20 protein-coding genes and 4 pseudogenes are annotated in these 23,545 nt (G+C 69.8%); 4 read left to right on the top strand and 20 right to left on the bottom strand.

Annotated features, from left to right (window positions below):
• Positions 1-165: 165 nt before the first annotated feature.
• On the bottom strand, positions 166-1,554 hold the full coding sequence (locus tag OIE49_RS01120; protein WP_326800638.1) for an FAD-binding oxidoreductase: 1,389 nt from the start codon (positions 1,552-1,554) through the stop codon (positions 166-168).
• A 519-nt stretch (positions 1,555-2,073) separates the two neighbouring features.
• On the opposite strand from OIE49_RS01120, the pseudogene OIE49_RS01115 reads away from it, so the two are divergent.
• Positions 2,074-2,325: pseudogene (locus OIE49_RS01115) on the top strand (GNAT family N-acetyltransferase); the annotation flags it as partial.
• 22 nt (positions 2,326-2,347) lie between these two features.
• On the opposite strand, the gene OIE49_RS01110 reads toward OIE49_RS01115, so the two are convergent.
• From OIE49_RS01110 to OIE49_RS01035, 16 genes and pseudogenes are all read right to left on the bottom strand, one after another.
• The gene (locus tag OIE49_RS01110) at positions 2,348-3,211 is read right to left on the bottom strand and encodes an NUDIX domain-containing protein (protein ID WP_326800637.1); all 864 of its coding nucleotides are present in this window, start codon (positions 3,209-3,211) and stop codon (positions 2,348-2,350) included.
• Between the two features lie 11 nt (positions 3,212-3,222).
• A pseudogene (locus OIE49_RS01105) lies at positions 3,223-3,989 on the bottom strand (PIG-L deacetylase family protein).
• 40 nt (positions 3,990-4,029) lie between these two features.
• Positions 4,030-6,345: a methyltransferase, FxLD system gene (gene fxlM / locus OIE49_RS01100; protein ID WP_326800636.1), complete on the bottom strand. Its 2,316-nt coding sequence runs from the start codon at positions 6,343-6,345 to the stop codon at positions 4,030-4,032.
• Positions 6,346-6,374: 29 nt separating this feature from the next.
• A complete protein-coding gene (locus tag OIE49_RS01095; RefSeq protein WP_326800635.1) occupies positions 6,375-7,007 on the bottom strand; it encodes a M15 family metallopeptidase in 633 nt (210 codons plus the stop codon).
• Between the two features lie 20 nt (positions 7,008-7,027).
• Positions 7,028-8,068 carry a GNAT family N-acetyltransferase gene (locus tag OIE49_RS01090; protein ID WP_326800634.1) on the bottom strand — a complete coding sequence of 347 codons (1,041 nt, stop codon included), beginning with the start codon at positions 8,066-8,068 and terminating at the stop codon, positions 7,028-7,030.
• A complete protein-coding gene (locus tag OIE49_RS01085) occupies positions 8,065-9,507 on the bottom strand; it encodes a phosphotransferase (protein ID WP_326800633.1) in 1,443 nt (480 codons plus the stop codon). The genes OIE49_RS01090 and OIE49_RS01085 overlap by 4 nt, the downstream gene beginning before the upstream one ends.
• A complete protein-coding gene (locus tag OIE49_RS01080) occupies positions 9,504-10,373 on the bottom strand; it encodes a class I SAM-dependent methyltransferase (RefSeq protein WP_326800632.1) in 870 nt (289 codons plus the stop codon). The genes OIE49_RS01085 and OIE49_RS01080 overlap by 4 nt, the downstream gene beginning before the upstream one ends.
• Positions 10,370-11,659, bottom strand: coding sequence for a protein-L-isoaspartate O-methyltransferase family protein (locus OIE49_RS01075; protein WP_326800631.1), 1,290 nt, complete (start codon positions 11,657-11,659; stop codon positions 10,370-10,372). Before OIE49_RS01075 ends, OIE49_RS01080 begins: the two co-directional genes overlap by 4 nt.
• Complete coding sequence (locus tag OIE49_RS01070) at positions 11,656-13,266, bottom strand: NUDIX domain-containing protein (protein WP_326800630.1); 1,611 nt, start codon at positions 13,264-13,266, stop codon at positions 11,656-11,658. Before OIE49_RS01070 ends, OIE49_RS01075 begins: the two co-directional genes overlap by 4 nt.
• Positions 13,263-14,645, bottom strand: a complete 1,383-nt coding sequence (locus OIE49_RS01065; RefSeq protein WP_326800629.1) for an MFS transporter — start codon at positions 14,643-14,645, stop codon at positions 13,263-13,265. Before OIE49_RS01065 ends, OIE49_RS01070 begins: the two co-directional genes overlap by 4 nt.
• Entirely contained in the window at positions 14,629-14,835 is a 207-nt protein-coding gene (locus OIE49_RS01060; RefSeq protein WP_326800628.1) for a hypothetical protein, read from the bottom strand. The genes OIE49_RS01065 and OIE49_RS01060 overlap by 17 nt, the downstream gene beginning before the upstream one ends.
• The gene (locus tag OIE49_RS01055) at positions 14,814-16,529 is read right to left on the bottom strand and encodes an ABC transporter ATP-binding protein (protein WP_326800627.1); all 1,716 of its coding nucleotides are present in this window, start codon (positions 16,527-16,529) and stop codon (positions 14,814-14,816) included. Before OIE49_RS01055 ends, OIE49_RS01060 begins: the two co-directional genes overlap by 22 nt.
• A gap of 557 nt (positions 16,530-17,086) precedes the next feature.
• A complete protein-coding gene (locus OIE49_RS01050; protein WP_326800626.1) occupies positions 17,087-18,067 on the bottom strand; it encodes a hypothetical protein in 981 nt (326 codons plus the stop codon).
• A gap of 1 nt (position 18,068) precedes the next feature.
• Positions 18,069-18,296 (bottom strand): WYL domain-containing protein, encoded by a 228-nt coding sequence (locus tag OIE49_RS01045; RefSeq protein ID WP_326800625.1) that lies wholly within the window; start codon positions 18,294-18,296, stop codon positions 18,069-18,071.
• Positions 18,297-18,314: 18 nt separating this feature from the next.
• Positions 18,315-19,132 (bottom strand): IS5 family transposase gene (locus tag OIE49_RS01040; RefSeq protein WP_326800624.1). Its coding sequence is split into 2 segments (ribosomal slippage): positions 18,315-18,784 and positions 18,784-19,132, totalling 819 coding nucleotides; the frame shifts between segments, so codons are not numbered across the junction.
• Positions 19,133-19,411: 279 nt separating this feature from the next.
• Entirely contained in the window at positions 19,412-19,870 is a 459-nt protein-coding gene (locus tag OIE49_RS01035) for a MarR family winged helix-turn-helix transcriptional regulator (protein WP_326800623.1), read from the bottom strand.
• Positions 19,871-19,933: 63 nt separating this feature from the next.
• Between OIE49_RS01035 and OIE49_RS01030 the strand changes: the two genes are divergently transcribed.
• Positions 19,934-20,302 (top strand): VOC family protein, encoded by a 369-nt coding sequence (locus tag OIE49_RS01030; protein ID WP_326800622.1) that lies wholly within the window; start codon positions 19,934-19,936, stop codon positions 20,300-20,302.
• A 117-nt stretch (positions 20,303-20,419) separates the two neighbouring features.
• Here the strand turns inward: OIE49_RS01030 and OIE49_RS01025 are convergent.
• Positions 20,420-20,671: pseudogene (locus tag OIE49_RS01025) on the bottom strand (ATP-binding protein); the annotation flags it as partial.
• 35 nt (positions 20,672-20,706) lie between these two features.
• Here OIE49_RS01025 and OIE49_RS01020 point away from each other — a divergent pair.
• Both OIE49_RS01020 and istB read left to right on the top strand, forming a co-directional pair.
• A complete protein-coding gene (locus OIE49_RS01020; protein WP_442812188.1) occupies positions 20,707-21,189 on the top strand; it encodes a Mu transposase domain-containing protein in 483 nt (160 codons plus the stop codon).
• Positions 21,186-21,955, top strand: a pseudogene (gene istB, locus OIE49_RS01015) (IS21-like element helper ATPase IstB). Before OIE49_RS01020 ends, istB begins: the two are co-directional and overlap by 4 nt.
• Before the next feature lie 10 nt (positions 21,956-21,965).
• Here the strand turns inward: istB and OIE49_RS01010 are convergent.
• Together OIE49_RS01010 and OIE49_RS01005 are read right to left on the bottom strand one after the other, a co-directional pair.
• A complete protein-coding gene (locus OIE49_RS01010; RefSeq protein WP_326800621.1) occupies positions 21,966-22,367 on the bottom strand; it encodes a hypothetical protein in 402 nt (133 codons plus the stop codon).
• A 58-nt stretch (positions 22,368-22,425) separates the two neighbouring features.
• Positions 22,426-23,502: a hypothetical protein gene (locus OIE49_RS01005; RefSeq protein ID WP_326800620.1), complete on the bottom strand. Its 1,077-nt coding sequence runs from the start codon at positions 23,500-23,502 to the stop codon at positions 22,426-22,428.
• Positions 23,503-23,545 lie beyond the last annotated feature (43 nt).

Below are 23,545 nucleotides of genomic sequence, written 5' to 3'. Positions count from 1 at the left end.
CCGCAGGACGTTCGGTCTCAGCGTGTGGAGACCTTGGCACCAGCCGGTCCGTGAAGCAGGAACCCGTAAGCCGGGCGACCGGTCGAACCCCCTAGGGGAATCCCCAGGCTTCAGCCCGGGGAGGAAGTCAAAACCCCATCCGATAGGAAACCTAGCCATTTCGGCTCAATGCGTGCCGACCGCTTGCGGATAGTGGAAGAAGCCGGTTGGGTCATACTTCCGCTTCACGCGGACCAGGCGAGGGTAGTTCGTGCCGTAGTAGGCCTGCCGCCAGTTCTTCAGTGTCGGGTCGGGAAAGTTTTGGTACGCCTGTTCGGGTGACTTGTCCGGGAAGATGTCGTCGTAGAACTGCTTGAGCCAGTGGAGATTGGCTTCGGCGACGCCGGGGAGGTCGGAGTCTGCCCACGTGGTCTCGGCGGCGAAGACGAAGAGGTCGTTTCGGTGTACGAACGCGGTCGCGTTCGGTGGTACCCGGTTGATCTCACCGCCGAGGGCGAACATTGCGAACCCGGCTCCGTCCTCGTTGCCGCTGCCAGGCCAGTCCAGCAGGTGCTTGGCTGCCGCGCTGACCTGCTGATCGGTCAGGAGTGTGCGGGAGTTCAGGATCGCCGATTTGGTGGCGAAGCGTTCGATTGGTGTGGTGGCGCTCAGCAGTACGCTCGCCTCACCGGGGGTGACCTGACGGACGGACGCGCTGTTGCGGGCGCGTTCCTCAGCCGTGCCGATCTCGAGTAGCGGGGCGAGGATGGCACGCAGTTCCTGGACAGTGCCGTAGTACTGGCCGATTGCGTTGACGTTGGCGTTCGCATGGATCTGTGTCCTGGTCATCCCGTTGGTCCCGATACCCAGACGCAGATGGAACCGCCTGTCGTTCACGGTGTCCTGGGCGATGTGCTGCGCGGCGGCGATCACCGGCAGTACGGAGTCCAGACTCCAGCGGAGCTGGTAGAACCCCACGGTGCCCTCGAACTGCTCGTACCGGAAGGTGAACGAGGTGTTGACACCGAAGTTGTTGCCGGCTCCGCCGCGGCAGGCCCAGAACAGGTCGGGGTGCGAGTCCTTGCTGGCCTTGACCGCGCGTCCGTCGGCGAGCACGACGGTCGTGGCAACGAGCCGGTCGCAGGTCAGGCCGAACATCTTGTCGCTGAAGCCGATACCGCCGCCCAGCACCAGCCCCGCGACCCCGACGCTGGGGCAACGACCGGTCGGCACGAACATGCCGTGGTCCTCCAACAACGGATGCAGGTCGCCATTGGTGACCCCGGCCCCTACGGTGACGGTACCGGCGTCGTGCACGACCTTCATCGGCCCGTAGACCCGAGGGCGGGCACCGCCCGGCATCGGGGTGGAGACGATGCTCCTCATGCGGGCCATATTCAGCAGCAGGCCCGTGGTGGTCGAATACCCGGCGTAGTTGTGTCCCAGCCCGGAGCGCGGTACGGCGGGCAGCCCCGCCGCGCGAGCCCAGCGGATCGCTGCACACACGTCCCCGGTAGTCGCACAGACAACGATGCCGGCAGGCCGAATTCCGGCGTACCTGTGGTTGAACGGCAAGGCCAACGACGGGTATACAGAACCACCCGGCCGGTAGAGGGTGGCCCCAGGGGACAGAGCATCAGCCAACCGCTCCCAGTCCCGACGGCCAACTCGCCCTGCTGCCTCAGCTACCGCAGCCGCACTCTCCGGTGCTTGAAGCCCCAGCGCCCCACCAACGGTGCCCAACACGCTTGCCCGCAGCACGTCCCGCCTGTCGATCACAGTGACCTACTCTCATGCAGCGGTCGCAGGCGTACCTGCGAACCCATCGACCAGTTCGTTGATCGTCGACCGGTGCCGTCCCCGCCGGCTCCCCACCCGCCAAGCCCACCACACGAAAAGACGAGAGACGCACCGCCAAACAGCTCAAACACACGCCCAGAGGGCCGCCGTCCGGCCATCAGGGCCGACAAGACCGACGGTGCGCGCGCCGAGTACCTGGACGGCCCGTCCAGCGCCAGCCTCGCCCGCGATCGCGGCCATCCACAGATGCGCCAACTCCCCTTGGTCGAGCGGGCTATGGGTCGCCGGACGCTCGCCCTGCTGGGCACTCTCCACCATGTTCAGACCCGCACCGCCATACGCGGCCGTGGGGTCGGCCGTGCCCTCATGCATGAAGTGCGCAGGGTCGCCAAGGAAGAGATGGGCCTGGAACAACTGCCCCTCGCCGCTCGCAGCGAGGTTGGCCTGGAGGACTTCTACGGGCGGGTTGGCTGGAAGGAAGTCGGCCGGTGGCCGGGCGCCCTCCGACTCACCGCAGGCGACGACCGCGACGAAATCCTCATCTGATCTCCTTTGGTAGTACCCGTCCCTATCTCACGGCTGCCGACATCTGCCGCTGCCACCTCGCAGCTGCCCCTGAGAAGGAATGACCCGTCAACCGGCTGACCTTCCTGGTCGGAGCGCCAGGGGATCCTGCGGTGCGCTCGGCCGGTGAAGTAGTGCCCTTCCAACAGCACGAGTCATGGGCTGAGATGATCCACGGATGACTTACCCCGCCCCGGACGAGTTGTCCTCCGCAGAGCGCGCTTTCGTGAGCAATGCCACCGAGGTCGACATCTTGCCCGGAGTCTGGGGTGACCTGCCCGATCCACTTGCCTCCGGTCCGGCTTCTGATCTCGCCCCGATCCTGTTGTCTCTCGTCGACAGGGGATGGATTCGCGTTTGTCGCCTCGTTCGATGGAGCTCTCCCGATGGAACCGCCGGCTTCCAACCAGGCCCTTTTCTTCCGCGCGAAAGCCTCCCTGCTCTCCTGGCGGACGCCGGAAACTGGGAGTATCCGGAGGACGGCGAGTGGCTGGGCCGCATCACCTTGATCCTGACCGATGCTGGGCAACAGGTACCACGATGATCGCCAACCGCAGTCCAGCGCGCTGACTGATACCTGTTCCGGATTCGGCTTGGCCAGGCCCTGGTTGGGGGCAGCGGTGATCCCGAGCTCCTCGCCCAGTTCACGGGCGGCGGCGTGAGCGGGGGACTCGCCCTTGTCGACGGCACCGCCTGGCAGGAGGCAGGTCTCGAGATAGTCGACGTGCTGGACCAGGACCTGCCCGAACTGGTTGGTGATCAGCACGGACGTCCCGACCCACAGGGCGGCCGAGGCGCGCAGAGCGCCGTACGTCTCGTCGGTCATGGCGCTGCCGGGCAGCTCGCCGGGAACGGATGTGGTCGTCATGATTCTCCAGGTCAGAAGGGGCCGGTCGAGCCCGGGGAAGAGTGAGGCGGTTGACCGTCGTCAGGCAGTGAGCCGATGGGGAGTGGCCCGGTCGCGAGCCGGGTGAAGTACTCGGTCGCGATGATGCCGCGCCGGCTCTCCTCGGGCAGGCGGGCGAGGATGCCGGGCAGTGGCCGTTCGCGGGCGACTTCCCCGCGGTGCGCGAGGACCGCTGCCCACTTCTGTTCCAGCCACGGGGTGACGTCAACGGTGGTGGTGGCGTATGCGTCCGGCACCGCGAGCACGGCTTTGCCGACGGCCTCCAGAAGCGGCCCGAGCTCGCCGATACCGGACTCGGGGTGCGTGGCGCAGTACACGGCGCGCGGTTGCCAAGGCTCACCGGCCTTGCGGTGAAGATGCGCGAGCCCCGCGTCCTGAACGGCGAGGAGAGCGGCCTGGTGGGTACGGCGGTGGTCCGGGTGACCGGTCAGCTGGCCCAGGGCGTCGTGCGTGACCACGATGTCGGGGCGGAACGAGCGGATCTGCTGGACCAAGGCGGCGACCACCTCGTCGAGCGGTGCGTCGACGAGCCGGGGACGGCCGGGAGCCGCCTGCGGGTTGCGCCCGCGCCGAGCGCTCGCAAGGCGTCGGCGAGTTCGGGAGCCCGCGGGCTGTCGGGCGCCCACGTCATGGTGACGACAGCGGTGCGCGCGTGCGCAGCAGCGTGCTGGGCAAGGACACCGCCGGCGAGGAGGCTCTCGTCGTCAGGATGGGCGAACACGCCGAGCAGGGACGGCATCGTGGAGGTCGCCGCCTTCTCGGGGGCCAGCTCGTCGGAGTCAGGCACGCTGTCCCCCTGCGGTCGAGAGGCCCAGCGCGTCGGCGGGGGTCCGGTCCGGCCATTGGAGGACAAGCCGTGCGCTGGGCTTGTCGAGCACGTCGCCGGGCGGCAACTGGTCGTCGGGCGTTGCGGCCGGGTGGACGGTCATCGGCGGGTAGCCGCTCTTGCGCACCTCGCGGTCCCAGACGCGCACGCACTCCGCGAAGCGCTCCGCCACCTCTTCGGCTACTGGGCCGTAGGCGTGGATGAAGAACTCCGTCATGCGGTCGGCCGGCTCCGGGGCGTCCTTGACCTTCCGGTAGGTCAGGTAGGCGAGCGAGCCGTCCGCCAGGATCGCGGCCGCGTCCTGCTGCTCCACGAGCTGGGATCCCTCCGGCGCGGACAGGCGGCAGAACCCTGCCAGGGTTGTCGCGGCATAGACCTGCAAGGTCTCGAAGTTGAAGATCCCCTGCACGACGAGGCCCGTGGAGCGCTCGTGCCGGGGCCCGCGCAGAGCCTCGTCGAGACCAGCGGTGTCGCAGGGCGTCCCATCCTCCCACCGCACCGTGACCATGCCGTCGGCCAGAGGGACGGCGGGGGCAGTACGGGCGGCAGCGCCGCGGTCTCGTACGAACCCGCAGTACGTCCAGTGCTCGCAGTGCAGCACGTCGCCGCGCCGGACCAGGGTGAGGGAGCGGGTGTAGCCGCCCATCTCCAGCGGCACGACCAGCCGGGCCCCTTCGGCGAGCTGCTCTCGCCATGCGGGTGCGATGTCGGACGCGTTGTGCGTGATCACGATCCCGTCGAACCCGTCGGCCGGGACGTGTCCCGGCGCGCCGAGTCCGCCGTCGCCGAGGACGGCGGTGACCCGGCCGCTGCCGGCCTCGGCGCACAGCCGTTGTGTTCGGTGCACCACGTACGGGTCGACGTCCACAGTCACCACCCGGCCGCGCTCTCCCAGGACGTGCGCCAGGAGTTCCGCGTCGTATCCGCCGGAGCCGACCTCCAGCACGGTCATCCCCGGCTCCAGCCGGAGTTGCTCGATCATGTCGGCCTGCAGCCAGGTCGCGGAGACGGAGCTGAGAGCGGTCTGGGGTGACTCCCGGACCGTCACCACGGCGAGGTCGTCGTGGTAGGCCGTCTCCAGCCGGGTCTCGGGGACGAACCGGTGCCGGGGCACCTCGCGCAACGCGGCTTGGACCCGCGACGAGGGCGCCCAGCCCTTGCTGATCACGATGTCCGCCATCCGCTCGCGCAGCCGGACCGCCTCGGCCGGCTCTCCGGGCACCGGCGGGACGGCGGGGGAGCACGGGTAGGAGTGGACAGGCGGGAGGCCCGCCAGCACCCCGGGCCACACTGCGGTCAGGGCCTGTGCGCTGGGCGCGAAGATCTTCCCGAGGGTCGCCAGGGTGTTCAGGTCGTGGAACTCCCAGCGTACGAAGCGGTGTGGCTCGGGCAGAGCGAGTTCACCGCCCCAGCGGGAGACGCGGACCACGGCGGTGACGCGGCGTACGTCCAGGCGATCGTCGTGCAGCACGGTGATGACGTGAGCGTCGTCCACGCGTGCCGTCAGCCCGGTCTCCTCGGTCAGCTCCCGCGCGGCGGCCGCTGATGCGGCCTCGCCAGTCTCGATACGGCCGCCGGGCAGCTCCCACATGCCCCGGGTGGAGCGGCCCAGCAGGACCCGGCCGAAGGCGTCGGTGACCACCACTGCGGCACCGAAGACGGCCTGCGGCTCGGGCCGCCCCTTCTCCTCCGCGCTGAACGATCCGGCCGGTCCGCGCAGGACCAGCACCGCCAGGCCCTCCGCGTCGAACTGCTCGACGTGCTCGAACCCGTCGGTGAGCGAGGCGAGTTCCTTCTCGTCCAGGGCGATGTGGCGCCGCTCTTCCGGGGTGTTCTCCACGATCGGCGTGATGATGACGAGCGCCCCGCCCTCGCGCAGCCGCGCGGCCAGAGCGCGAAGGACACGTGCGCGATCGCGGATGAACGCGATGGACAGCCGTAGGACGATCAGGTCGTAGCCGTCCTCGGCGAGGTCGGCCAGGTCGCCGAGCTCGACATCCAGGCTCAGCCAGCGCACCCCCTCTACCTCGGCGTGCTCCGCGCGAGCCCGCTCGAGCGTGCCTTCGGCGAAGTCCGCTCCGTCGACGGTGTAGCCGAGCGAGATGAGGTAGACGGACAACTCGCCCGTGCCACAGCCGATGTCGAGCGCGCGGCCGCCATCGGGGGCCGGGGCGTGCTCGACGAGTAGGCCCTTCTCCTGGTCACCGAGCTGCCGGAAGCCTCGCCCCTCGTTGTAGTGCTCGGACCAGTCAGTCCGGGTGTATCCCACAGGTCGCTCCTCGTTCGTGAAAGGCGGTGTCAGGGCAGTTCGACGGGGCCGTAGAGGGCGGCCGGCTGCTGGGTCTGCAGCGCCCAGTACCGGTCGCCGAACGACCAGTGCCACCACTCCATGCCGTAGTTGATCAAGCCCGCGGTGGACAGCGCGCCGCCCAGGGTGGCCCGGTTCGAGCGGGCCCGGGCGCTCAGGTCGGGGGCGTCGATGTAGCAGGCGCCGGAAGATTGCTCCGGCGACGCATTGACCCGGGTACCCATGTCCAGTTCGCGGCCCTGGTGGTCGATCAGGGTCACGTCGACGGCTGCGCCGGCGGAGTGCGGCGCGATCTCCGGAGGCGATACGAAGCGGCTGGCGGTCTCCCGGATCGCGGCGGCCTGCCAGTCCGGATGGGCGCGCGCGAGCTCGTCGGAGTACTCCTCGAAGTACCGGCGCTGCAGGGATGGGGGCCGGTAGCCCTCGATGAACAGCAGCTGCACACCGCCGGGGAGCAGCGATTGCGCCTGCTGGAGCCGCGTGAGCACGCCCTGACGTACGTGGGCCCAGGCGCCCGCAGCGTCCTGTTTGCGGTCGTCGACCCTCAGGCCGTGCACGCGGGCGTCGAGGAGGGCCTCGCCGCGCTCTTGGACGGGGATCGTGGCGACTCTCCGGTCGGACATCAAGACGATGCTGCTGGCGCTCATGCGTTCCCCCAGGTGTCGACGTATGCGGCCACGCCGGTGCGGCGGGCCTCCTCCACGGCGCGCAACCGCACGAAATCGCGGGCCGGCATCAAGGCCTCCCACTCGGCCAAGGGCAGGACGCGGGCCTCGTCGTGCTCGCGCGGATTAAGGGTGATGCCCCGGATCTGTTCAGCGGTGAGGCGACCGCCGTCGAAGATCAGCTGCAGAGTGCTGTATGGACGCCTCTCCCGGGGCTGCCCGTACACCGTGGCAAGCAGCCGGGGCGGGCCCGCGGCGGTCATGCCGGTCTCTTCCCGGCACTCGCGCACCACCGCGTCCCAGGGCCGCTCGCCCAGATCCATCGCGCCGCCGATCATGTGCCAAGGGTGGCCAGGGGAGTAGACGGAGTGGAGCTGGAGCGGCCGGTCGTCCTCGTCGGTGACGTAGAGGCACACGTACGCGGCCGCCTGGGGCAGTGAGTCGGCGTACTGCTGCGGCGGCACCCACGTCGAGTCCGGCTGCGCACCGGGCACGGCACCATCGAGCTGGCGGTGGCGGGTCATCCGCATCAGTGCCGGGCTGCCGCTGAAGCCGAGCTCCCGGTAAAGGGGAGCGGCCTCCGGGCTGGTGTGCAGCTCGAACAGCGTGACGTCCTCGACGTCGGCCAGGCGGTCGAGGAGTGTGGAGACGACGGCCCGGGCGTAATCGCGGCGCCGGTGGTCCAGGTGCGTGGCGACCAGCTGCACACGGGCGGCCCGGTCTCGGGGGTAGGCCGGGGCCGGGAGCACGGGGTGGATCAGGCCGAGGGCGCAGGCGGCCATCGTGCCGTCCGGGGCGTCGACGACGAAGGCCCAGGCGTCTCCCTCCGGCGTGAGCCGTGGTGCCAGCTCGTCCGTGCACTGCCGGACCCAGTCCTCGGTGAACGGTGCGGACAGGACATGTTCGGAGCGCATCCGGGTGATGGCTTCGGCGTCAGCGGGGGTTGCCGCGCGGACCCGCGGCCGTCCGGCGGCGTCGCGCGGCTCGGCCGCGGTAGTGGGGGCCGTGTCGGCGTTCACGGGGCATCTCCTGTCGGTGAGAGGGCTGCGCGGTGCTCGGCGCGCAGGCGGGCCAGGGTCCGCCCGCGTTCGACCAGCTCGGGGTCACCGTGGGCGGCGCCGTAGGCGATCCCGCTCACGGAATCGAGTGCTGCGTCGATGACGAGGCGGGCCTGTTCGGCGGCGGTCAGGGGCCTGCCGTACCCGGCCAGAAACGCCTCGAACAGGTCCGGGCGGCCGGCCCAGGCGTCGGACAGGCGGACCAGATCCCGTACGGCCGGTCCCGGCTCACTGCGCTCGAGGTCGATCACCGCCACGACGACCTCAAGGTCGTCCGTCTCGTCGGCGGCGTCAGGGGTGGAGAGGATGTTGCGGAGCTGGAAATCGCCGTGGGTCTCCACCCACTCCAGCGGTGGCAGGTCCTTGGCCTGCCGGACGAGCTCGCGGACGAACTCCTCATCGCCCGGGAGCAGATGAGACCGCGCCCCGGCCAGGTGCCGGTCGGTCTTGGCCACGGCCGGGCCGCTGCCGGCAGGAGCGGGCCGTGGGGGAGAGGCATGGTGGATGCGGCGGGCCAGCGCGCCGATCCGTTGGAAGACCGCCCTCTCCCGCTCCGGTGCCAGAACAGCGCCGTGCAGGGGGCGGCCCGGCACCGCGGTGAGGACCACCGCCCGCAGGGTCTCGTCGGCGGCGACCGGCCGCGGCGCGGCCGCCCCCAGCTCCCGCGCCCACGTTCGTAGCCCCCGCACTTCCCTGCCGTGGAATCGCTCGTTGTGGTGGACCTTCACGTACCAGGTGCCGCCCTGGACGCCGTGGACCCGCCACACCCGGCTCTCCTCGCGCGCCCACGACGTATCCGTCCACTGCGCGATCCGGCCGACTGCCCGCTCCGCGAACTCCACGACCGCAGCGTCGGGACGGGCGCCGGACGCCTGGCCGGTCACGTCCGGCACGATGCGCAGCCGGTCAGCGCAGGGGGCGAAGGCGATGGTGTCGCCGGGCAGTTGGAAGTGCACGGCGAGCCGCGCGCCGGCGCTGTAAGCGTCCAGGCCCGCACGGCAGTACGCCACCATCTGGGCGGGCAGGGCGTGAAGGGGCGCCCAGTCCATCGCGTCGCAGACGTCCGGCTCGGCGATCTCGGGCTCGCCCTTCCACCGCTGGACCTCGAAGAAGAGCCCGGTACGAGAGGCGCCTCCGGGGCTGCGGTGGTGCACGGTCGCGGCGGCCCGCACGTCGGCCGGGTCGATGACGACACCGGTCTCCTCCCGCGCCTCGCGGATCAGGGCGGTGACCACGTCCTCGTGCGGACCGTCCAGATGCCCCGACGGCAGGTGCCACAGGCCGGCGGCGTACACCTGCCCGGCCCGCCGGGACAGCAGCACCTGTGGCCCGTCGGCGGTCTCCCGGCGCAGGATCAGGTGGACGTCCACCGGCTCGGTGTGCCGCTGCCCGCCGCTCACCGCGCTCCCTCCGGACGCCGGGCGAGCAGAACCCTGAACGTCGCTTCCTCGACCAGAGCCCCGTCCACCGCGTGCGTGTGGAGAAGGGCGAGGGCCTCGTCCTCGAACGCCTGGTGCCGCTCTGTGAAGAGCTCAGGAGCGGCGAAGGATGTGGTGTGCAGGTAGCCGAGCACCTCGTGCGGCGCCCAGGTGCGGGTCACGGGGAAGAGGTGTTCGGTGACGTCGTTGAACGCCGAGGCGGCGAGGTCCTCTTCGTACGAGCGGCTGGGCTCGGCGTAGGAACGGTGGGCGCCCGCCCGGCGCTCGGCGCCCAGGTAGCGCTGGATCAATTCGCGCAGCGCACGGGTCCAGTCGGCGTCGTGGGTCCACAGGCTCCCGTCGCCCATGATCGCTACTGCGGCGCCCGGTGTGGCGACCCGGTCGGCCATCTCCAGGACCGCCTCACCGTTCATCCAGTGGTAGGACCGGCAGAAGGTGATCAGGTCCGGGCCGGAATCCGGTTCGCCCGGCAGCGTCGCGAGCGGCTCGTAGGCGTCGGCCGCCGCGTGGACCAGGGTGAGGGTGCAGCGGCCGAGCACGGGAGTGAGGGCTTGCCTGGCCTGATGCAGCATCTGCGGGCTGACGTCGACCGCTTCGATGTGCGTCAGGTCACCGCCGGCGGACAGGAGCGCGAAGGGCACCTGCCCGGTTCCGGTGCCCAGGTCGAGCAGGACCGGGGACGGCCGGCCCCGCAGCGTGTCGGCGAGCAGGCGCACCGCCGCGTCCGGCAGGCCGGGGCGGTGGCGGGCGTAGGTCAACGCCGCGCCCTCGAACATGGTCTCCTGCTCCGGTGCAAGGCCCGGAAGGGGCCCGTCGGGGTAGGTCACGAGGTGGCTCCCTCATCGAGCGGGTGGGGGGCGGGCAGGTGCCAGGACAGGCGTCCGCACTCGGACGCGGCGCGCTGCCCGCCGTCCGCGTCGAAGTAGAGGCGGTAGCGGTCGGGGGAGCGTGCGGCCCGCCACCGGTCGGCGAGGTCCTGGATCTCTTTCCAGATGTCCCGCGGCCCTTGGGCGGCGACGTTCCAGCGCCGGTGGCCCACCGGCTCCGCGCGCATCCAGGATCCGCAGCTGGGTGCGCCGATCGCCAGGTGCTCAGCGCCGAAGTCCCGCACCAGACCTCCGAGGAGATGGTCGGCCGCCAGCCAGAATCCGCGGTCGCTGTCCGCGGGCGGCGCCAGCTTGCTCCGCTGGGTCCACGCACCGGGCTCGGCGGCCATGCGCTGCCGGAACTCCTCGCCGAGCCAGATCCGCGCCATGCCGTGCCCGGCACGGTGGGCGAACTCCACGGCCCGCAGCTCCGCCGTAACATGCCCGTCTGAGGTGCGCCGGACGACGGCGAGGCCGGGCCACGACGGGGACGCGCTGGTCACGTGCGCCAGCAGTTTGCCGCCTGGCGCGAGTTGCTCGACCAGGGCCGTCGGTACGCACTCCACCGTGTACGACACGAAGATACGGTCGAACTCCCGGCCTGGGACGCCCTGTTCGCCCGAACCGCACACCACCTGCGGCCGGAAGCCGAGATCGGCCAGGCGGGCGGCGGCCGCGGCGGTGAGGTGCCGGTCCCGATCGAGGGTGGCCACCCCCTGGTCGCCGCAGACCTGGCAGGCCACCGCGGCGGTCACCCCCGCGCCCGTTCCGACGTCCAGCACCCGCAGACCCGGGCGCAGATCCAGCTCCTCCAGCAGCTCGACGGTCAAACCCATCACCGTCGACATCGACGTGATCGACGCCCCCGCCCGCGTCCCGCGCGCCCGGCCCAGCAGCGGCTCCCCATCGTGCTGGACGAGCACACTGGCCCCGCCGTACAGCAGCCCGAGCATCTCGGGGCGGTCCAGCGGCGCCGACCAGTCCAGCAGATCCCACCGCGGCAACTCCTTTCCCGGCCCGCTGCGCCGTACGTACGCCTGCGGCATCAGCAGTTCGCGGGGCAGCGCGAGGAGAGCGTCGCGGACCGGGCCCGGCCCCAGAGACCCTTCCTCCTCGAGCCGGGCGACCATCACCGCCCGCGCGGCTGCCGGATCCGCTTCCGCATCCGTCGGCGCGCCCCCGCCGATCGGGCCGGCGGTCCGCTCCGGCGCCTGTTCACCGGCGGGACAGGTGTCCAGAGCGCTCATCGTTCGCCCCAGCCCTGCTCGGAGTACGGACGCCCCCCAAGGATCCCGTCGATCGCCCGGCGGGTGTACGGCACGACTGCTTCCGGCAGGTTCTGCGGCCTCCACCACCGCCACTCCACGCACCGATCGGGCTCCAGGACCTCCGGGTCGCCGGTCCAGGAGCGGGCCTGGAAGACGAGCGCGATCCTCGGCCGGGCATCGGGGGAGTCGACGTGGTGCACCGTGTGGACGAGATCGACGTCCTCGGGCGCGATGGTGAGGCCCGCTTCCTCCTTTGCTTCCCGAAACAGGCAGTCGATCGCCGTTTCCCGCTCGCAGTGGCCGGCCAGGAAGTGCCAGGTGTCCGGCGCATACGTGGAGTCCGGGTGGCGCAGGCCGAGGAGGATGCGGCCCTGGTCGTCCTGGAGATGGAGGTGAACGCCGACGATGTGCAGCTCGGTTCCCGGCGGAGCCTCGTCGGCCAGCGGGCCGGTGCCGTCCGGCAGTTCCTTCGCCGCGGGGTGCTCGGCCGCGTGGCGCCGGATCAGCTCCCCGAGCCCGGGACTCAGGCGCAGCCGGTCGAGCATGTCCACGGTGCACCACGTCAGCAGGACTCCCTCCCGGAGTTCCACCGCCGCGGCATCACCGCTCCAGCGCCCGGCGTAGACGCTGATGGGCACCGCCAGGCCGTCGACGATCGTCGCCGCCTCCACGGCGAACGGCACCAGATCGGTGGGCTCCAGGCCCGGCACCTCCTCGGCAAGCTCGCGGCGCAGCGTCGCCTCAAGACAGGCATCGTCCTCGTCCCTCGTATGGCCGCCACCGAGGAGGGCCAGCACCCAGGGCTCCCAGATGCCCTCCCGGTCATCCCGAAGATGAAGGAGATACCGACCGGCCCCGTCATGGATCAAGGCGCTCGCGTTGACGGGCTCCGGGCGCCCATCGAGGCCGTCCGCCTCGGCGGCCAGGAGCTTGGCCCGTAGCGTCGGGGACCGCACATCGGCGTACGGGAGCCACTGGGCCCCGGCGACTTCCTCGTCCTGGAGAGCGAGCGCGGGCGGTTGCTCGGCGGTGAGGTAGAACGCGAAGCGGAAGTCGAAGTGCTGGTGAGCGGGCTCGCCTTTGGCCGCATTGGCGTCGATGTCATGGACGTCCACGTCGATCGGCTCTTCGAGGAACTGCGGAGTCAGACACAGGTCGCCGGGACGCAGCCCGGCCTCTTCGCACACCTCCCGCACGGCCGCGGCCAGGAGCGTACGGTCACCCGCCTCAACGTGGCCGCCTGGAGCGAGAAGCAGCCCTGTCACCCGATGTCCGATGTGGAGCACCTGACGGTCGCGGTCGATGACCACCGCGCTGCAGGTGACGTGACTGGGCAGCGTGGCCCGGCTCGACGGCTCCCCGGTGCCGTCCAGGACAGCCAGCAACCCCTCCAGAGCGTCCCGTTCCTCGGCATGCCGGCTGAGATAGGCCTCGACGGTCGCGCGGATATGAGAGCGGGAGGGCGGCACGTGATCACCTCGGACGTTGAAGGGCAGGGAGTAGGTGCTGAGCAGGAGGGGCGCGCCCGACGGCGGGGCCGCCGATGACGGCTCCGGGCCAGGGGTCGTGTCCGGGTTCGTGCTCACGGGCCACCTTCCGAAGAGCGGTCGTGCCGCACATCCACGGCGACTGCGGGATTCGGGACGATCGGCCCTGACGGCGTCGGAGGTGGGATGGCCTCGGCTGAAGGAGAAGCGACGGCGGGTGAGCCGGGCATGTCCAGCAGGCTGCGCAGCGGGGAGCGGTAGAGAACCACGAGGGGGACGACGAGGAGGCAGGTACCGGCAACCAGGGTGGGGCGCAGCCCGATCCACGTGCCGAGCCCGCCGGCGAGGAGCGCGGCCACCGGGCGGGCACCGGAGGTGAGCCAGGTACTCACGGCCTGCATCCGGGCCTGCATGCCGTCGGCGGTGACGACCTGGCGAATGGTGCGCTGGGTCGTCCCCGCCGCCCCGGCGCAAGCCAGCTGAAGGAACAGGGCGGCACCGATGGCGAACTGCCAGACCAGGCCCGAGGAGGCGAGGAGCAGGGGGACCTGGGTGAGCGGAGTGATCGCGAGCGCGGCGAGCATCATCGGCCCGGGCCCGTACCGCGCCGCGAGCGACGGGGCGGCCAGAGCACCCGCCGCCGCGCCCAGGGCTCCGGTACCCAGGACCACGCCGAACGCGGTCGGGCCCAGGGCGAGGGACCGGAGCAAGTACAGCGCCCATAAGGTATTGAGGAGCGCCAGCGCGAACGACGTCGTGGCGTTGACGAGGGTCAGGGTGCGCAGCCGGTGGTCGCCATGCACATAGCGCAGGCCCTCACCGATCTCGGTGTGCAGCCGGCGCTCTTCCGCTGCCGGCCGGGGGCTTTCGAGGGCTTGGATGCGGGCGGTGCACCAGGCGCTGACGAGGTAGGACAGGACGTCCCCGAGAAGCGCTCGGGCCGGGCCGAGGAGCGCGGTCAGGGCGGCGCCGAGGTTGCTGCCCGCGGTGGCGGCGACGGCGAAGAGCCCGCCGATGCGGCTGTTGCTCCGCTGGAGCAGGGACCGGTCGACCAGGCCGGGCAGAAGACTGATCGCGGCGGCATCGTGCAGCACCCCCGCCGCACCCTGCACGGCCGCGACCGCCATCAGCTGGGTCAGGGACAGCCGGCCCAGCGCGGCCGCCACCGGCACACTGGCCAGCGCCGCGGCGCTGACCAGGTCGCCGGTGATCATCTGCTTCCGCTTGGAGTGGCGGTCGGCGAGGGCCCCGGCGTGCAAGGCCAGCAGTGCGGGAGGCAGTTGGCCCAGGAACGTCAACCAGGCGACCTCGGCGGTGGTCGCGTCCAGTTCGAGCACCGCCAGCACGGGGATCACCATGGTGCTGATCGAGTTGCCGGTCACACTGGCTGCCTGCCCGGTCAGGTAGCGCCGGAAGTCGCGGTGTCGCCACAGCGACGTCCGCGCGCCGGCGAAGGTGGGGTCAGTGGAGGAGGTCATGGAGCAACTCCTCGGCTTCCGTCAGGCGCTCCCACAGCACACGCTGCGCCTGATGCCGGTCCCGCCCGTACGCCTCCAGTTGAGAGGTGACCGCGGACGGGTCGTCGAGCGGCTCGGATAGGGGATATGTCGAGCAGGCCAGATAGTCGGCCGCTACCCGTGGCACCGTCAGCAGGTCTTCCGTCGACATGGCCGGGTTGGCCTCCCGGTAGGCAGCGACGGCTGCGGCCATGCCCGCGGGCCAGTTGGGGGCAGCGAGAACCGTGCGCGGGTCGAGCACGATGCGGCCCAGCTCCGGTCAGCACCGGACGCCGTCGCGGCCTCGTGTGCCCGCTCCGGATCGGCCTGCGTGATCGTCCCGGTGGAGATGGTGATGTTCGCGAGGGCCGAGAGCGGCCACTCCACTGGGTCCTGGAGGACCATGGCTACCTGGGCCTGCACGTTTTCGGCGTCCATCGTCAACACGTCGGTGCCGTCCCAGGTGATGCTGCCGGCCGTCGGCTCATACAACCCGGCGATCAGTTTGGACATCGTGGACTTGCCCGAGCCGTTCGCCCCCACAAAAGCGACGGTGGAGCCTGCGATCAGTTCCAGGGACACGCCGTTCAGCGCGGGCCTCTTCCCGTCGGGGTAGGTGTAGGCGACGTTCTCGATGTTGATCGTCTTGACCTGGCCGGGTGCGGCGAGCCCGGTGCGGCGTGGGAGCAACGTGCGGCACTTCTCCAGGAAGGTGTACAGGTCCGACACCCACAGGGCATGCTCGTACACGTAGTGCGTCGCGAGGACGATCCGGGTCAGGGTGCCCTGGCTGGCCCGGATCGCCAGAACGGCGCCGCCGCCGGAAGCCAGCGGCAGCCAGCCCACGATCGGCATCCAGGCGAGCGCGGCGTAGGTCAGGCCGGTGGCCACACCGCCGACTGCTCGGCCGAACAGTGCCGTGCGCGCCTCGGCCCGCCCCAGCCCGGTGTCCTCCTCCTCGATCCGCCGGGCGATGCGCTCGTGCTCACCCAGCAACGCCGGCTGCGCGGTCGAGGAGCGCAGCTCCGCGGCAGCGTCCCGGTCCAGCAGCAGCCAGGTGAACAGCCGCACGCGCCGCTGGAGGGTGCTGTAGCGGACCTGGCTGAGGAACCGCATGCGTGCGGAGCGCACCGAGGCGAGCCCCTGCGGAATCACCGAGGCGAGAAGCAGCGGCAGAAGAAGGGGGTGAAGCAGGGTCAGAACAGAGGCGGCACCGACGAGGCCGAGGAGCGCGGACGCGAGTTCCATGATCTGGGTGATGGACTGGCGCGCGTAGTACAGCCCCCGGTCGTTGGCGCGGTTGGAGTCATCCGCCCAGTTCGCGTCGTCAACGGCCTCAAGCCGCACATGGGCCGCCAGGCGAAGGAAATCCATCTCGACAATGCGGCGGATCTTCGGTGTAAGCCGGGCCTGATACAAGGCGACCCCGGCATCGAGCACGGCACGGAACATCAGCAGCCCGGCCACCAGAGCCAGGGACGGGAACGCGGCGCGGATCCGGTCTGGGGTGGCGCCCTGGGCGAAGAGGGCTTGCAGGACGCCGATCGAGGCCAGGAGCCCGAACGCCGCCATCGCCGCCGAACCCAGCTGCAGGACGATCACGGCCGAGGTGGCCCGTGCGTCGGCGCGCCATGCCATCCCCAGCACACGGCGGATGATCGCGGGGAGCTTGGCGAAGATCTTCCACATGCTGGTGCGGGAGGCCTCACCATCCCAGGTCGACCAGTAAGCATCCTTGAGTTCGTCGCCAAGCTCCGCGCCTTCGGGCGAGGGCGGGGCAGATGCCGGAGGGAGCGGCAGGGGCTCGGTACGTGCGTGCGGTACGGATCGGGCGCTCGGTGCGGCCGGGCGCAACGGATCGGTCATGATCGGCTCCCCGTGACCGCGTTCCGTGCTGCCGGGACAGGCTGGCTGAGCGCCCGGCAGCCACCGTCGTGGGTGGCGGGCGACAGCGACGAAGGGGCGTGCCGACGCGTCTGCGTCCCGCCGTGGCGGGACGCCGCTGCATGGGTGGGCCCGCTCATGCGGTCCACCTCGTATCCGGTCGTGCTGAGCGGTGGGCGACGTCGTCAACCCGCTGTGCGTGGCGGGCGAGAGGAGTAGTCGAGGGCCGCCGCTGTTCGAATCCGAGAGGCTGATGCGCAAGGGCGAGTACGGGATTCATGGCGTCCTCCATCTGGGCGCGTGAGGGGTACTGGTGCTCTAAGAACGCCCCCGTGGGGGTCCGTAACGGCTTGGTCGGGGGCAGATATTGGACGAATGTTCTATTGGTGGGTAGTGGGCGCCGGGCCGCGCCCGGGGGCGGGGACGATGCACTCGAACGCGGCGTGTCACCCGTTCGTGGACTTGTCCTTGCGGCCGTGGACGCATGCCTGTGACGGCAGCGTCGGTCGGGCCGCTGCCGGGTCGGTGGCGGGGGCAGGTCAGGGGGCGGAGCGTTCCAGGGCCTCGTTCCAGGCGTCGACGCCGTCCAGGGCGAGGAGTGGCGCGACGGAGGTGTTGAGGTACTCGTGCTCGACGAAGTACAGGTCGGCGGTTCCGGCGTGGCTGGGGAAGAGCTTGTTCAGGCGGCGGATGACGGCTTCCGGCGCGGCGTCTTCGGCGTCGAGGAGCCGACGGGGGAGGATCTTGCGGTTCCACACGTCCAAGCCGAAGGAGTCGCTGTTCCGGGACGCGTGGGAGACCATGATCGCGGCGGTGTAGGGGCCGACGCCCTTGATCTGCTGGAAGGTCTGCACGAGGTCGCCAGCGCTCTGGAGTTCCTCGGTGGTGTGATCACGAAAAAGGGCGGCGAAGTGGGGCAGGGTCTTGGCGCGGTATCCGAGGCGGTCCTGCTCCTTGAAGGTCTCGGCGGAGACGTGCGCCAGTTCCTCGGGCGTGAACCTGGCCCGGAGCGTGATGCCGTCGAAGTGGACGAGCTGGCCGTGGTGGGTGAGGAGGTTGCGGGTCATCTGGGTGGTGCGGGCGATGGTGACGTTCTGCAGGAGCAGGGCGACCACCGCGATCTCGAAGTGGTCTTCGGGGCAGCTCTGCCGCATGCCGGACAGCGCTTCGAGTGGCTCGCGGATGTGCGGCACGGCGGAGGCGAGCTCGGCGAACTGGCTGAGGTCTTCGTCCAGTCCGTAGGAGGCGGTCAGTCGGCGAACCAGGTGCTCGCGGTGAGCGGGCTTGTAGTCGCCGTCGGTGTAGATGTCGGCGATGACGAGCCGGTCTTCGCAGTGCAGGCGTACGCCGGTGACGAGGTCGCCGGCCCGGAAGGTCCGCCAAGAGCGGGTGGCGGGGTGCGCCTCGAGCCCGGTGGCGTAGTGGGACGGCTTCCAGAGGGTGTGGAGGAAGTCGAAGGGGCCGTCTCCGGTGACGGGCAGTTCGAGGGTGTCGGCGTGGTTGAGGTGGCGGGGGCTCACGTCATGCTCCTGGGTGGCGGCCGTGGGTGGATCTCAGGCGGGAGTCGTCGTCGGGGAGTCCGTCCGGCGGCGCTGGGCCCGGAGGCGCGGCGGTGTCGTAGACGGCCAGGGTGCGGCGCAGCTGGCCGGCTATCGCCGTGCGCAGCTCTTCTGGTTCGGTGACGATGACGTCCGGGCCGTAGCTGCTGACCAGCGGGATCAGCCACTCCCACCGGTCGACGAACAGCACGTGGCTTTAGACCGTGTCCTATGTGGTGAGGCGGATGAGTCGCTTGTAGCAGCAGAGGGCGGCGGCGAGGCCGAGAAAGGCCAGGTAGTTGCGGGGATAGCGTTCGTATCGGTGGTTGAGTCTGCGATAGCCGGTCAGCCAGGACATGGTCCGCTCGATGACCCATCGTCGGCGCCCCAACCGTTCGCTGGACTCGACCCCCTTGCGGGCGATGCGCACGCCGATGTGCTTGCCCCATAACCATTTCCGCAGGTGAGGGATGTCGTAAGCCTTGTCGGCATGGAGGCGTCGAGGCTTGAAATAGCGGCCGCGATGGGGGTCGTGTCTCGTTTGGAGACCCACGATCATCGGCTTCAGGGCGTGGCTGTCGTGGGTGTTCGCCGCGGAGACGCCGACGAGGAGGGGCAGTCCGTTCGCGTCCGACAGGACGTGCATCTTGGACCCCTGCTTGCCCCGGTCCACGGGGCTCGGACCTGTGAGTTCGCCCCTTTTTTCGCCCGCACGTGGGCAGAGTCGAGGACAGCTCGGGAGAGGTCGAGCAGGCCGGCGTCGTCCAGGCGGTGCAGGATCTCCTCGTGCAGCCGGCCCCACACTCCCGCCCGCGACCAGATCAGGAACCGGCGATGCGCGGTCGACTTCGATATCCCGAAGCACGGCGGCAACGCCCGCCAGGCACACCCGCTGACCAGCACGTAGATGATCGCCGCGAACAGCGTCTCATCAGGCGTGTCTTGCGTCCCGCCGCCCTGCGGCCGCACCCTCGACGGCGGGATCAACGGCTCCGCGATCTCCCACAGCCCATCCGGAACAATCCAACTCCACGTACCCCGCCCCATAACCAAGTTCAACGACCCAGCCCCACATAGGACACGGTCTTAACGGTTTGAGTTGGCCCCATTTTTCCGGCTTGAAGTGGCTCCACTCGAAGATCGGTTGGGCGGAGATTCCGGCTTGAAGTGGCCCCGGCTTCCGGGCCAAGTCGGCCCCGGCTCATAGCCGGCTCATCGCAGCAGAGGGTGTAGTCGGGGTCTGTCGGTTTTCGAGGTCGCCGACACGGATTTCAGGCTCGGCTGCACTCCTGTCCGAGCGCGGCGAGACGTGCGCCGCGGAACGAGCTATGCACCTTCGTTGTCACCGCGCAGGGAATGGATCATGCTCTGCAGGATCCGGAACGCGCCCGACTGCTCGGTCTCGGTCAGGCCGGCCAGCATTCTGGCCTCGACGGACCGGACGGCTGCGCTCGCCTTCTCGAGGCTTCGTCGGCCGCGAGGCGTGAGCCGCGTGGGAAGCACCTTCCCGACGGGTGCCTCCGCAGGCCTGGTCACGTAGCCGTCTCGTTCCAGGGCCTGGAGCAGCACGTTCATCGTCTGCCGTGTCACGAACGCGCCCCGCGCGAGCTCGGAGTTCGACAAGCCCGGTCGTTGCGCCAGCAGCTCGAGGCAGGAGTAGTGCGTCACGCTCACCCCGAGCGGCCGCAGCACTTCCTCCATGGCCGCGCGGAGGGCGCTCGACGCTTCTTTGAGCAGGTAGCCCAGTGACGTCTCCAGGTCGACGCCGACACCTTCTTGACTCATGTCAGTATTCTGACATAGTTTGCCGCATGTCAGAAAACTGACACGAAAACAAGGAGCGTCATCATGCCCGCCACCGGCCCCGACTTCATCTCGCTCCAAGTGCGTGACCTCGACGCTTCACAGGCGTTCTACGAGCAGTACCTGGGCCTCGTCCGCTCGCCGGCCGGACCTCCGCACGCCGTCGTCTTCGAGACGAAGCCGATCGCGTTCGCACTCCGCGACGTCATTCCCGGCACCGACCTCGCATCCGTCGCTCAGCCCGGCATCGGTGCCGCGATCTGGCTCCACGCCACCGACGTCCAGGCCATCCACGACGCGTTCGTCGCCGACGGTCACACCATCGTCTCCGCACCGATCGACGGCCCCTTCGGTCGGACCTTCACCTTCGCCGACCCCGACGGCTACCAGGTCACGCTCCACGACCGCGCTTGATCGACCAAACGCCACCGGACGATCATCAGCGGTTGCGCCCTGGGCTCGTGCGTGACGGTGCGGCTCCCCGCCACAGGTTTTGACATTGCTTCCCCGGGCTCGTCCCGTGCTCGCTCGCTATGACTGCTTGCGCGGTTCTTGCTGCTTGGCCTTCGTGCGGGCGAGCCGGTAGGACTCGGTGCCGGTTTCGATGATGGTGCCGTTGAAGGTGAGTCGGTCGACGATGGCCGCGCAGAGCCTCGGGTCGGTGAACGTCTTCGTCCAGCCTCCGAACGATTCGTTCGAGGCGATGGCCACACTGTTCTTCTCCTCCCTCTCGGTCAAAACTTGGAACAGCATCTCGGCTCCGCGGCGGTCGAGTTCGAGGTGTTGGGTCGGGGACGGGACGCCGTGCACCGTTTCCGGTGCCGGTTTCCCCGTCCCCGCCCGCCGAACCGGACGTGCCCTTGCGGCCCGTCGGCAAGGACTGCCTGGTCGCCTTCGGCGGCAACCTCTACTCGGTGCCCGCCCGCCGAGTCCACCCCCGCCAACTGGTTGAGATCCGGGCCACGAAGTCACAGATCATGCTGCACTCGACCGCCGCGGACTCCAATGGCGAGACGCTGCTGGCCACACACCCTCGGGCGATTGGCCGCGGCGTCCGCGTCGTCGAGGAGACCCACTGGGACGGCCTGCCCACCGACAAGGGCCGCCGCACCACCACCGGCGACGTCCCCCAGCCCCGGCGCGAACGTCCTCTGGGCGAGGTGGCCGGACCGCTGCAAGCCCTGCTGAACAGGGCTGCCGCCACCCGCATCGAGGTCGGCCGCCGTCCGCTGTCGGTCTATGACGAGCTGACTGGCACCCGTCCCTTCACCACCCGTCCGAGCACGAGGGAAACGTCTTGAGCGAGCTGGTCTCCACCCGCATCCGCAACACGGCCGGCAAGCTCGGCCTGCCCCACCTGACCGAGACAATCAACGAGTACATCCGGCGGGCTGACGAAGGGAAGATGGGCTATCTCGACTTCCTCGATCTGGTGCTTTCGGAGGAACTCGCCGTGCGTGACGACCGCCGGTTCCGCCAGGGCCTGCGGCTGTCACGGCTGCCGCACCACAAGACGCTGGACGAGTACGACTTCTCCTTCCAGCCCGACCTTGACCCGCGCAAGGTCAAGGACCTCGCCACCTTGTCCTTCGTCGAGGCCAAGGCCAATGCCGCCCTGCTCGGACCGCCCGGGGTCGGCAAGACACACATCGCTGTCGCCCTGGCGGTCGCGGCCTGCCGGGCCGGCTACTCGATCTACTGTACGAGCCTCGACGACATGGTCCGCAACCTCAAGGCCGCCGAGGCCGCAGGGCGTTTGACGAACAAGCTCGGCACCTACCTGCGGCCCAGCGTCCTCGTCGTCGATGAAGTCGGCTACCAGCCCCTGGAACGAGCCGAGGCGAACCTGGTCTTCCAGGTGATCTCCAAGCGCTACGAGAAGGGCTCGATCATCCTGACCTCGAACAAAACCTTCGGCAATGGGGCCAGGTCTTTGGCGATGAAGTCCTCGCCACCGCCATCCTCGACCGACTCCTCCACCACTGGGAGGTCATCTGCATCAACGGTCCCAGCTACCGGCTCAAGAACCGCCTCAAGGCCATCGAGCGAGAGAACGACGTGGCCTGACCATCTGCGATCAAGACACCGGGTCCTCGCCCGGCGGGATGAAGGCGTCGGCGCCATCAGCATCCTCGACATGCCCCTGGGCATCGACCGTGATGGCCGTCGCCCGCCCCTGCGACGTGATGAGCCAGGCCAGCACCTGTTCCGTCAGCGGTGTTCCCCCCGGGCCCTCGTCCGTCCAGTGCACCCGCCACCCTCCACCAGGCACCGCGGCCACCACCTGGTCGGCTCGCTCCAAGTGGGAGAAGTCCTCGTAATCTGTCACCGGACGCAGGGCACCACGCTTGGGATCGACGACAAGAGCCGTCCCGGTCGCCTGGTCCCAGCCCTCTACACGCACCATGCGGCCAATCTCGGTGTCGGTGCCGTTGAAGATCGCGGTCCAGCCGGTCTGATTGAAGTAGCGGAGAGACACCGCCCCATCATCTCGAACAACGAGACCGGCGCTTCACAGGTCTCCTTGCTCTGCACGTTCATCCGTACGCGGCTCTGCACATAGGCGAGTACGCCGACACCTCTTCGCGTCCGAGATCGCGTCGGTGCCCGGTGATGGGGTCCTCGGCCAGCACTTTTGCGGCTGCCGACCGCTGCGGGGCGACGCGTACCAACGTCTGCCCGGCGGCGGTGAACGTCTCGCCCGGTGCAGCGTCGCGGGCTGCGGCCAGCACGACGGCAGCATCCTTGCGGTGCTGGTCGACGCTGCGGACCAGGACCGGCAGCACTGGCAGCCGCTCGCGGGTGCGGGCGTCCATCCGTGATTTGCGGCGCCGCTTGTCCTTCTTGCGGTTGATCTCCTCGCTGCCGATCGGGCAGGGGGCGACCCAGCCAGCCCAGCGGGCGGGATCTTCGACGGCCCAGTGCGCCAGGTCCAGGTAGAAGGCCCGCACGTGGGTGAGGCACTCGCGGTAGTTGATCCGAGGTGCCTCGGTGGTGATCCGGCGGCCGTCCGGGGTGCGGACAGTCTTGGTGGTGGTGCGAAGCCGCTGCTTCCAGGTGTCGGCGACGTCGGTCGGCAGGTGCAGGCTGTCGATGCCTGGGTGGTGCCGTTCCAGGTCTGACCAGAACAACTTGGCCAGGTAGTAGGACAGCGCGTCCAGGCTGTTGTAGTCCAGTGCCGGCTGGCGTTCTCGCAGGTAGTCGACGAGGAGATCGCGGACGGGGCGGCAGGCGATGCCGTAGCGGTCGATCAGTTCCTCGGACGTGCGCTGGCCGCCCGTTCGCAGTTCGCGCAGCGTCGCCGGAGCCTGATCGTCGAAGACATCCAGGTCGTGCAGGACCCGATAGAACAGGTGGGTGGCTCCGACAGAGGTGCCGCGCAGTTCGGCCTCGATGTCCAGCAGTTCAAGGACGTCGCCCGGGACGATGTCGGCGATGATGCCGCCCTTGGCGACGAGGATCTGGGCAGCGCGGTAGGCGGTGCGGGTCGCCGCGGCCGTGTTGACGCTCGGATCCGTAGCGCAGCGTTCTCGCAGTCGGGCGAAGCCGGTTGGGTCTCGGTGCTGGGCGAGCATGCCGACGAGCGCGCTGCTGCGAAGCGACGAGGTGATCAACCAGGGCAGTGAAGGCCGGACGAGGTCGGCGCAAAGAGCGGGG

The organism is Streptomyces sp. NBC_01788 (assembly GCF_035917575.1).
GTDB lineage: Bacteria > Actinomycetota > Actinomycetes > Streptomycetales > Streptomycetaceae > Streptomyces.
This window is presented reverse-complemented; position numbering and strand designations above follow the sequence as displayed.

Coding starts and splice junctions, on each gene's coding strand:
- OIE49_RS01055 (WP_326800627.1), bottom strand. CDS start 16,529: ATGACCGATCCGTTGCGCCCGGCCGCACCGAGCGCCCGATCCGTACCG.
- OIE49_RS01060 (WP_326800628.1), bottom strand. CDS start 14,835: ATGTCGACGGAAGACCTGCTGACGGTGCCACGGGTAGCGGCCGACTAT.
- OIE49_RS01030 (WP_326800622.1), top strand. CDS start 19,934: ATGCCCGCCACCGGCCCCGACTTCATCTCGCTCCAAGTGCGTGACCTC.
- OIE49_RS01110 (WP_326800637.1), bottom strand. CDS start 3,211: ATGACGACCACATCCGTTCCCGGCGAGCTGCCCGGCAGCGCCATGACC.
- OIE49_RS01095 (WP_326800635.1), bottom strand. CDS start 7,007: ATGTCCGACCGGAGAGTCGCCACGATCCCCGTCCAAGAGCGCGGCGAG.
- OIE49_RS01035 (WP_326800623.1), bottom strand. CDS start 19,870: ATGAGTCAAGAAGGTGTCGGCGTCGACCTGGAGACGTCACTGGGCTAC.
- OIE49_RS01075 (WP_326800631.1), bottom strand. CDS start 11,659: ATGAGCGCTCTGGACACCTGTCCCGCCGGTGAACAGGCGCCGGAGCGG.
- OIE49_RS01065 (WP_326800629.1), bottom strand. CDS start 14,645: ATGACCTCCTCCACTGACCCCACCTTCGCCGGCGCGCGGACGTCGCTG.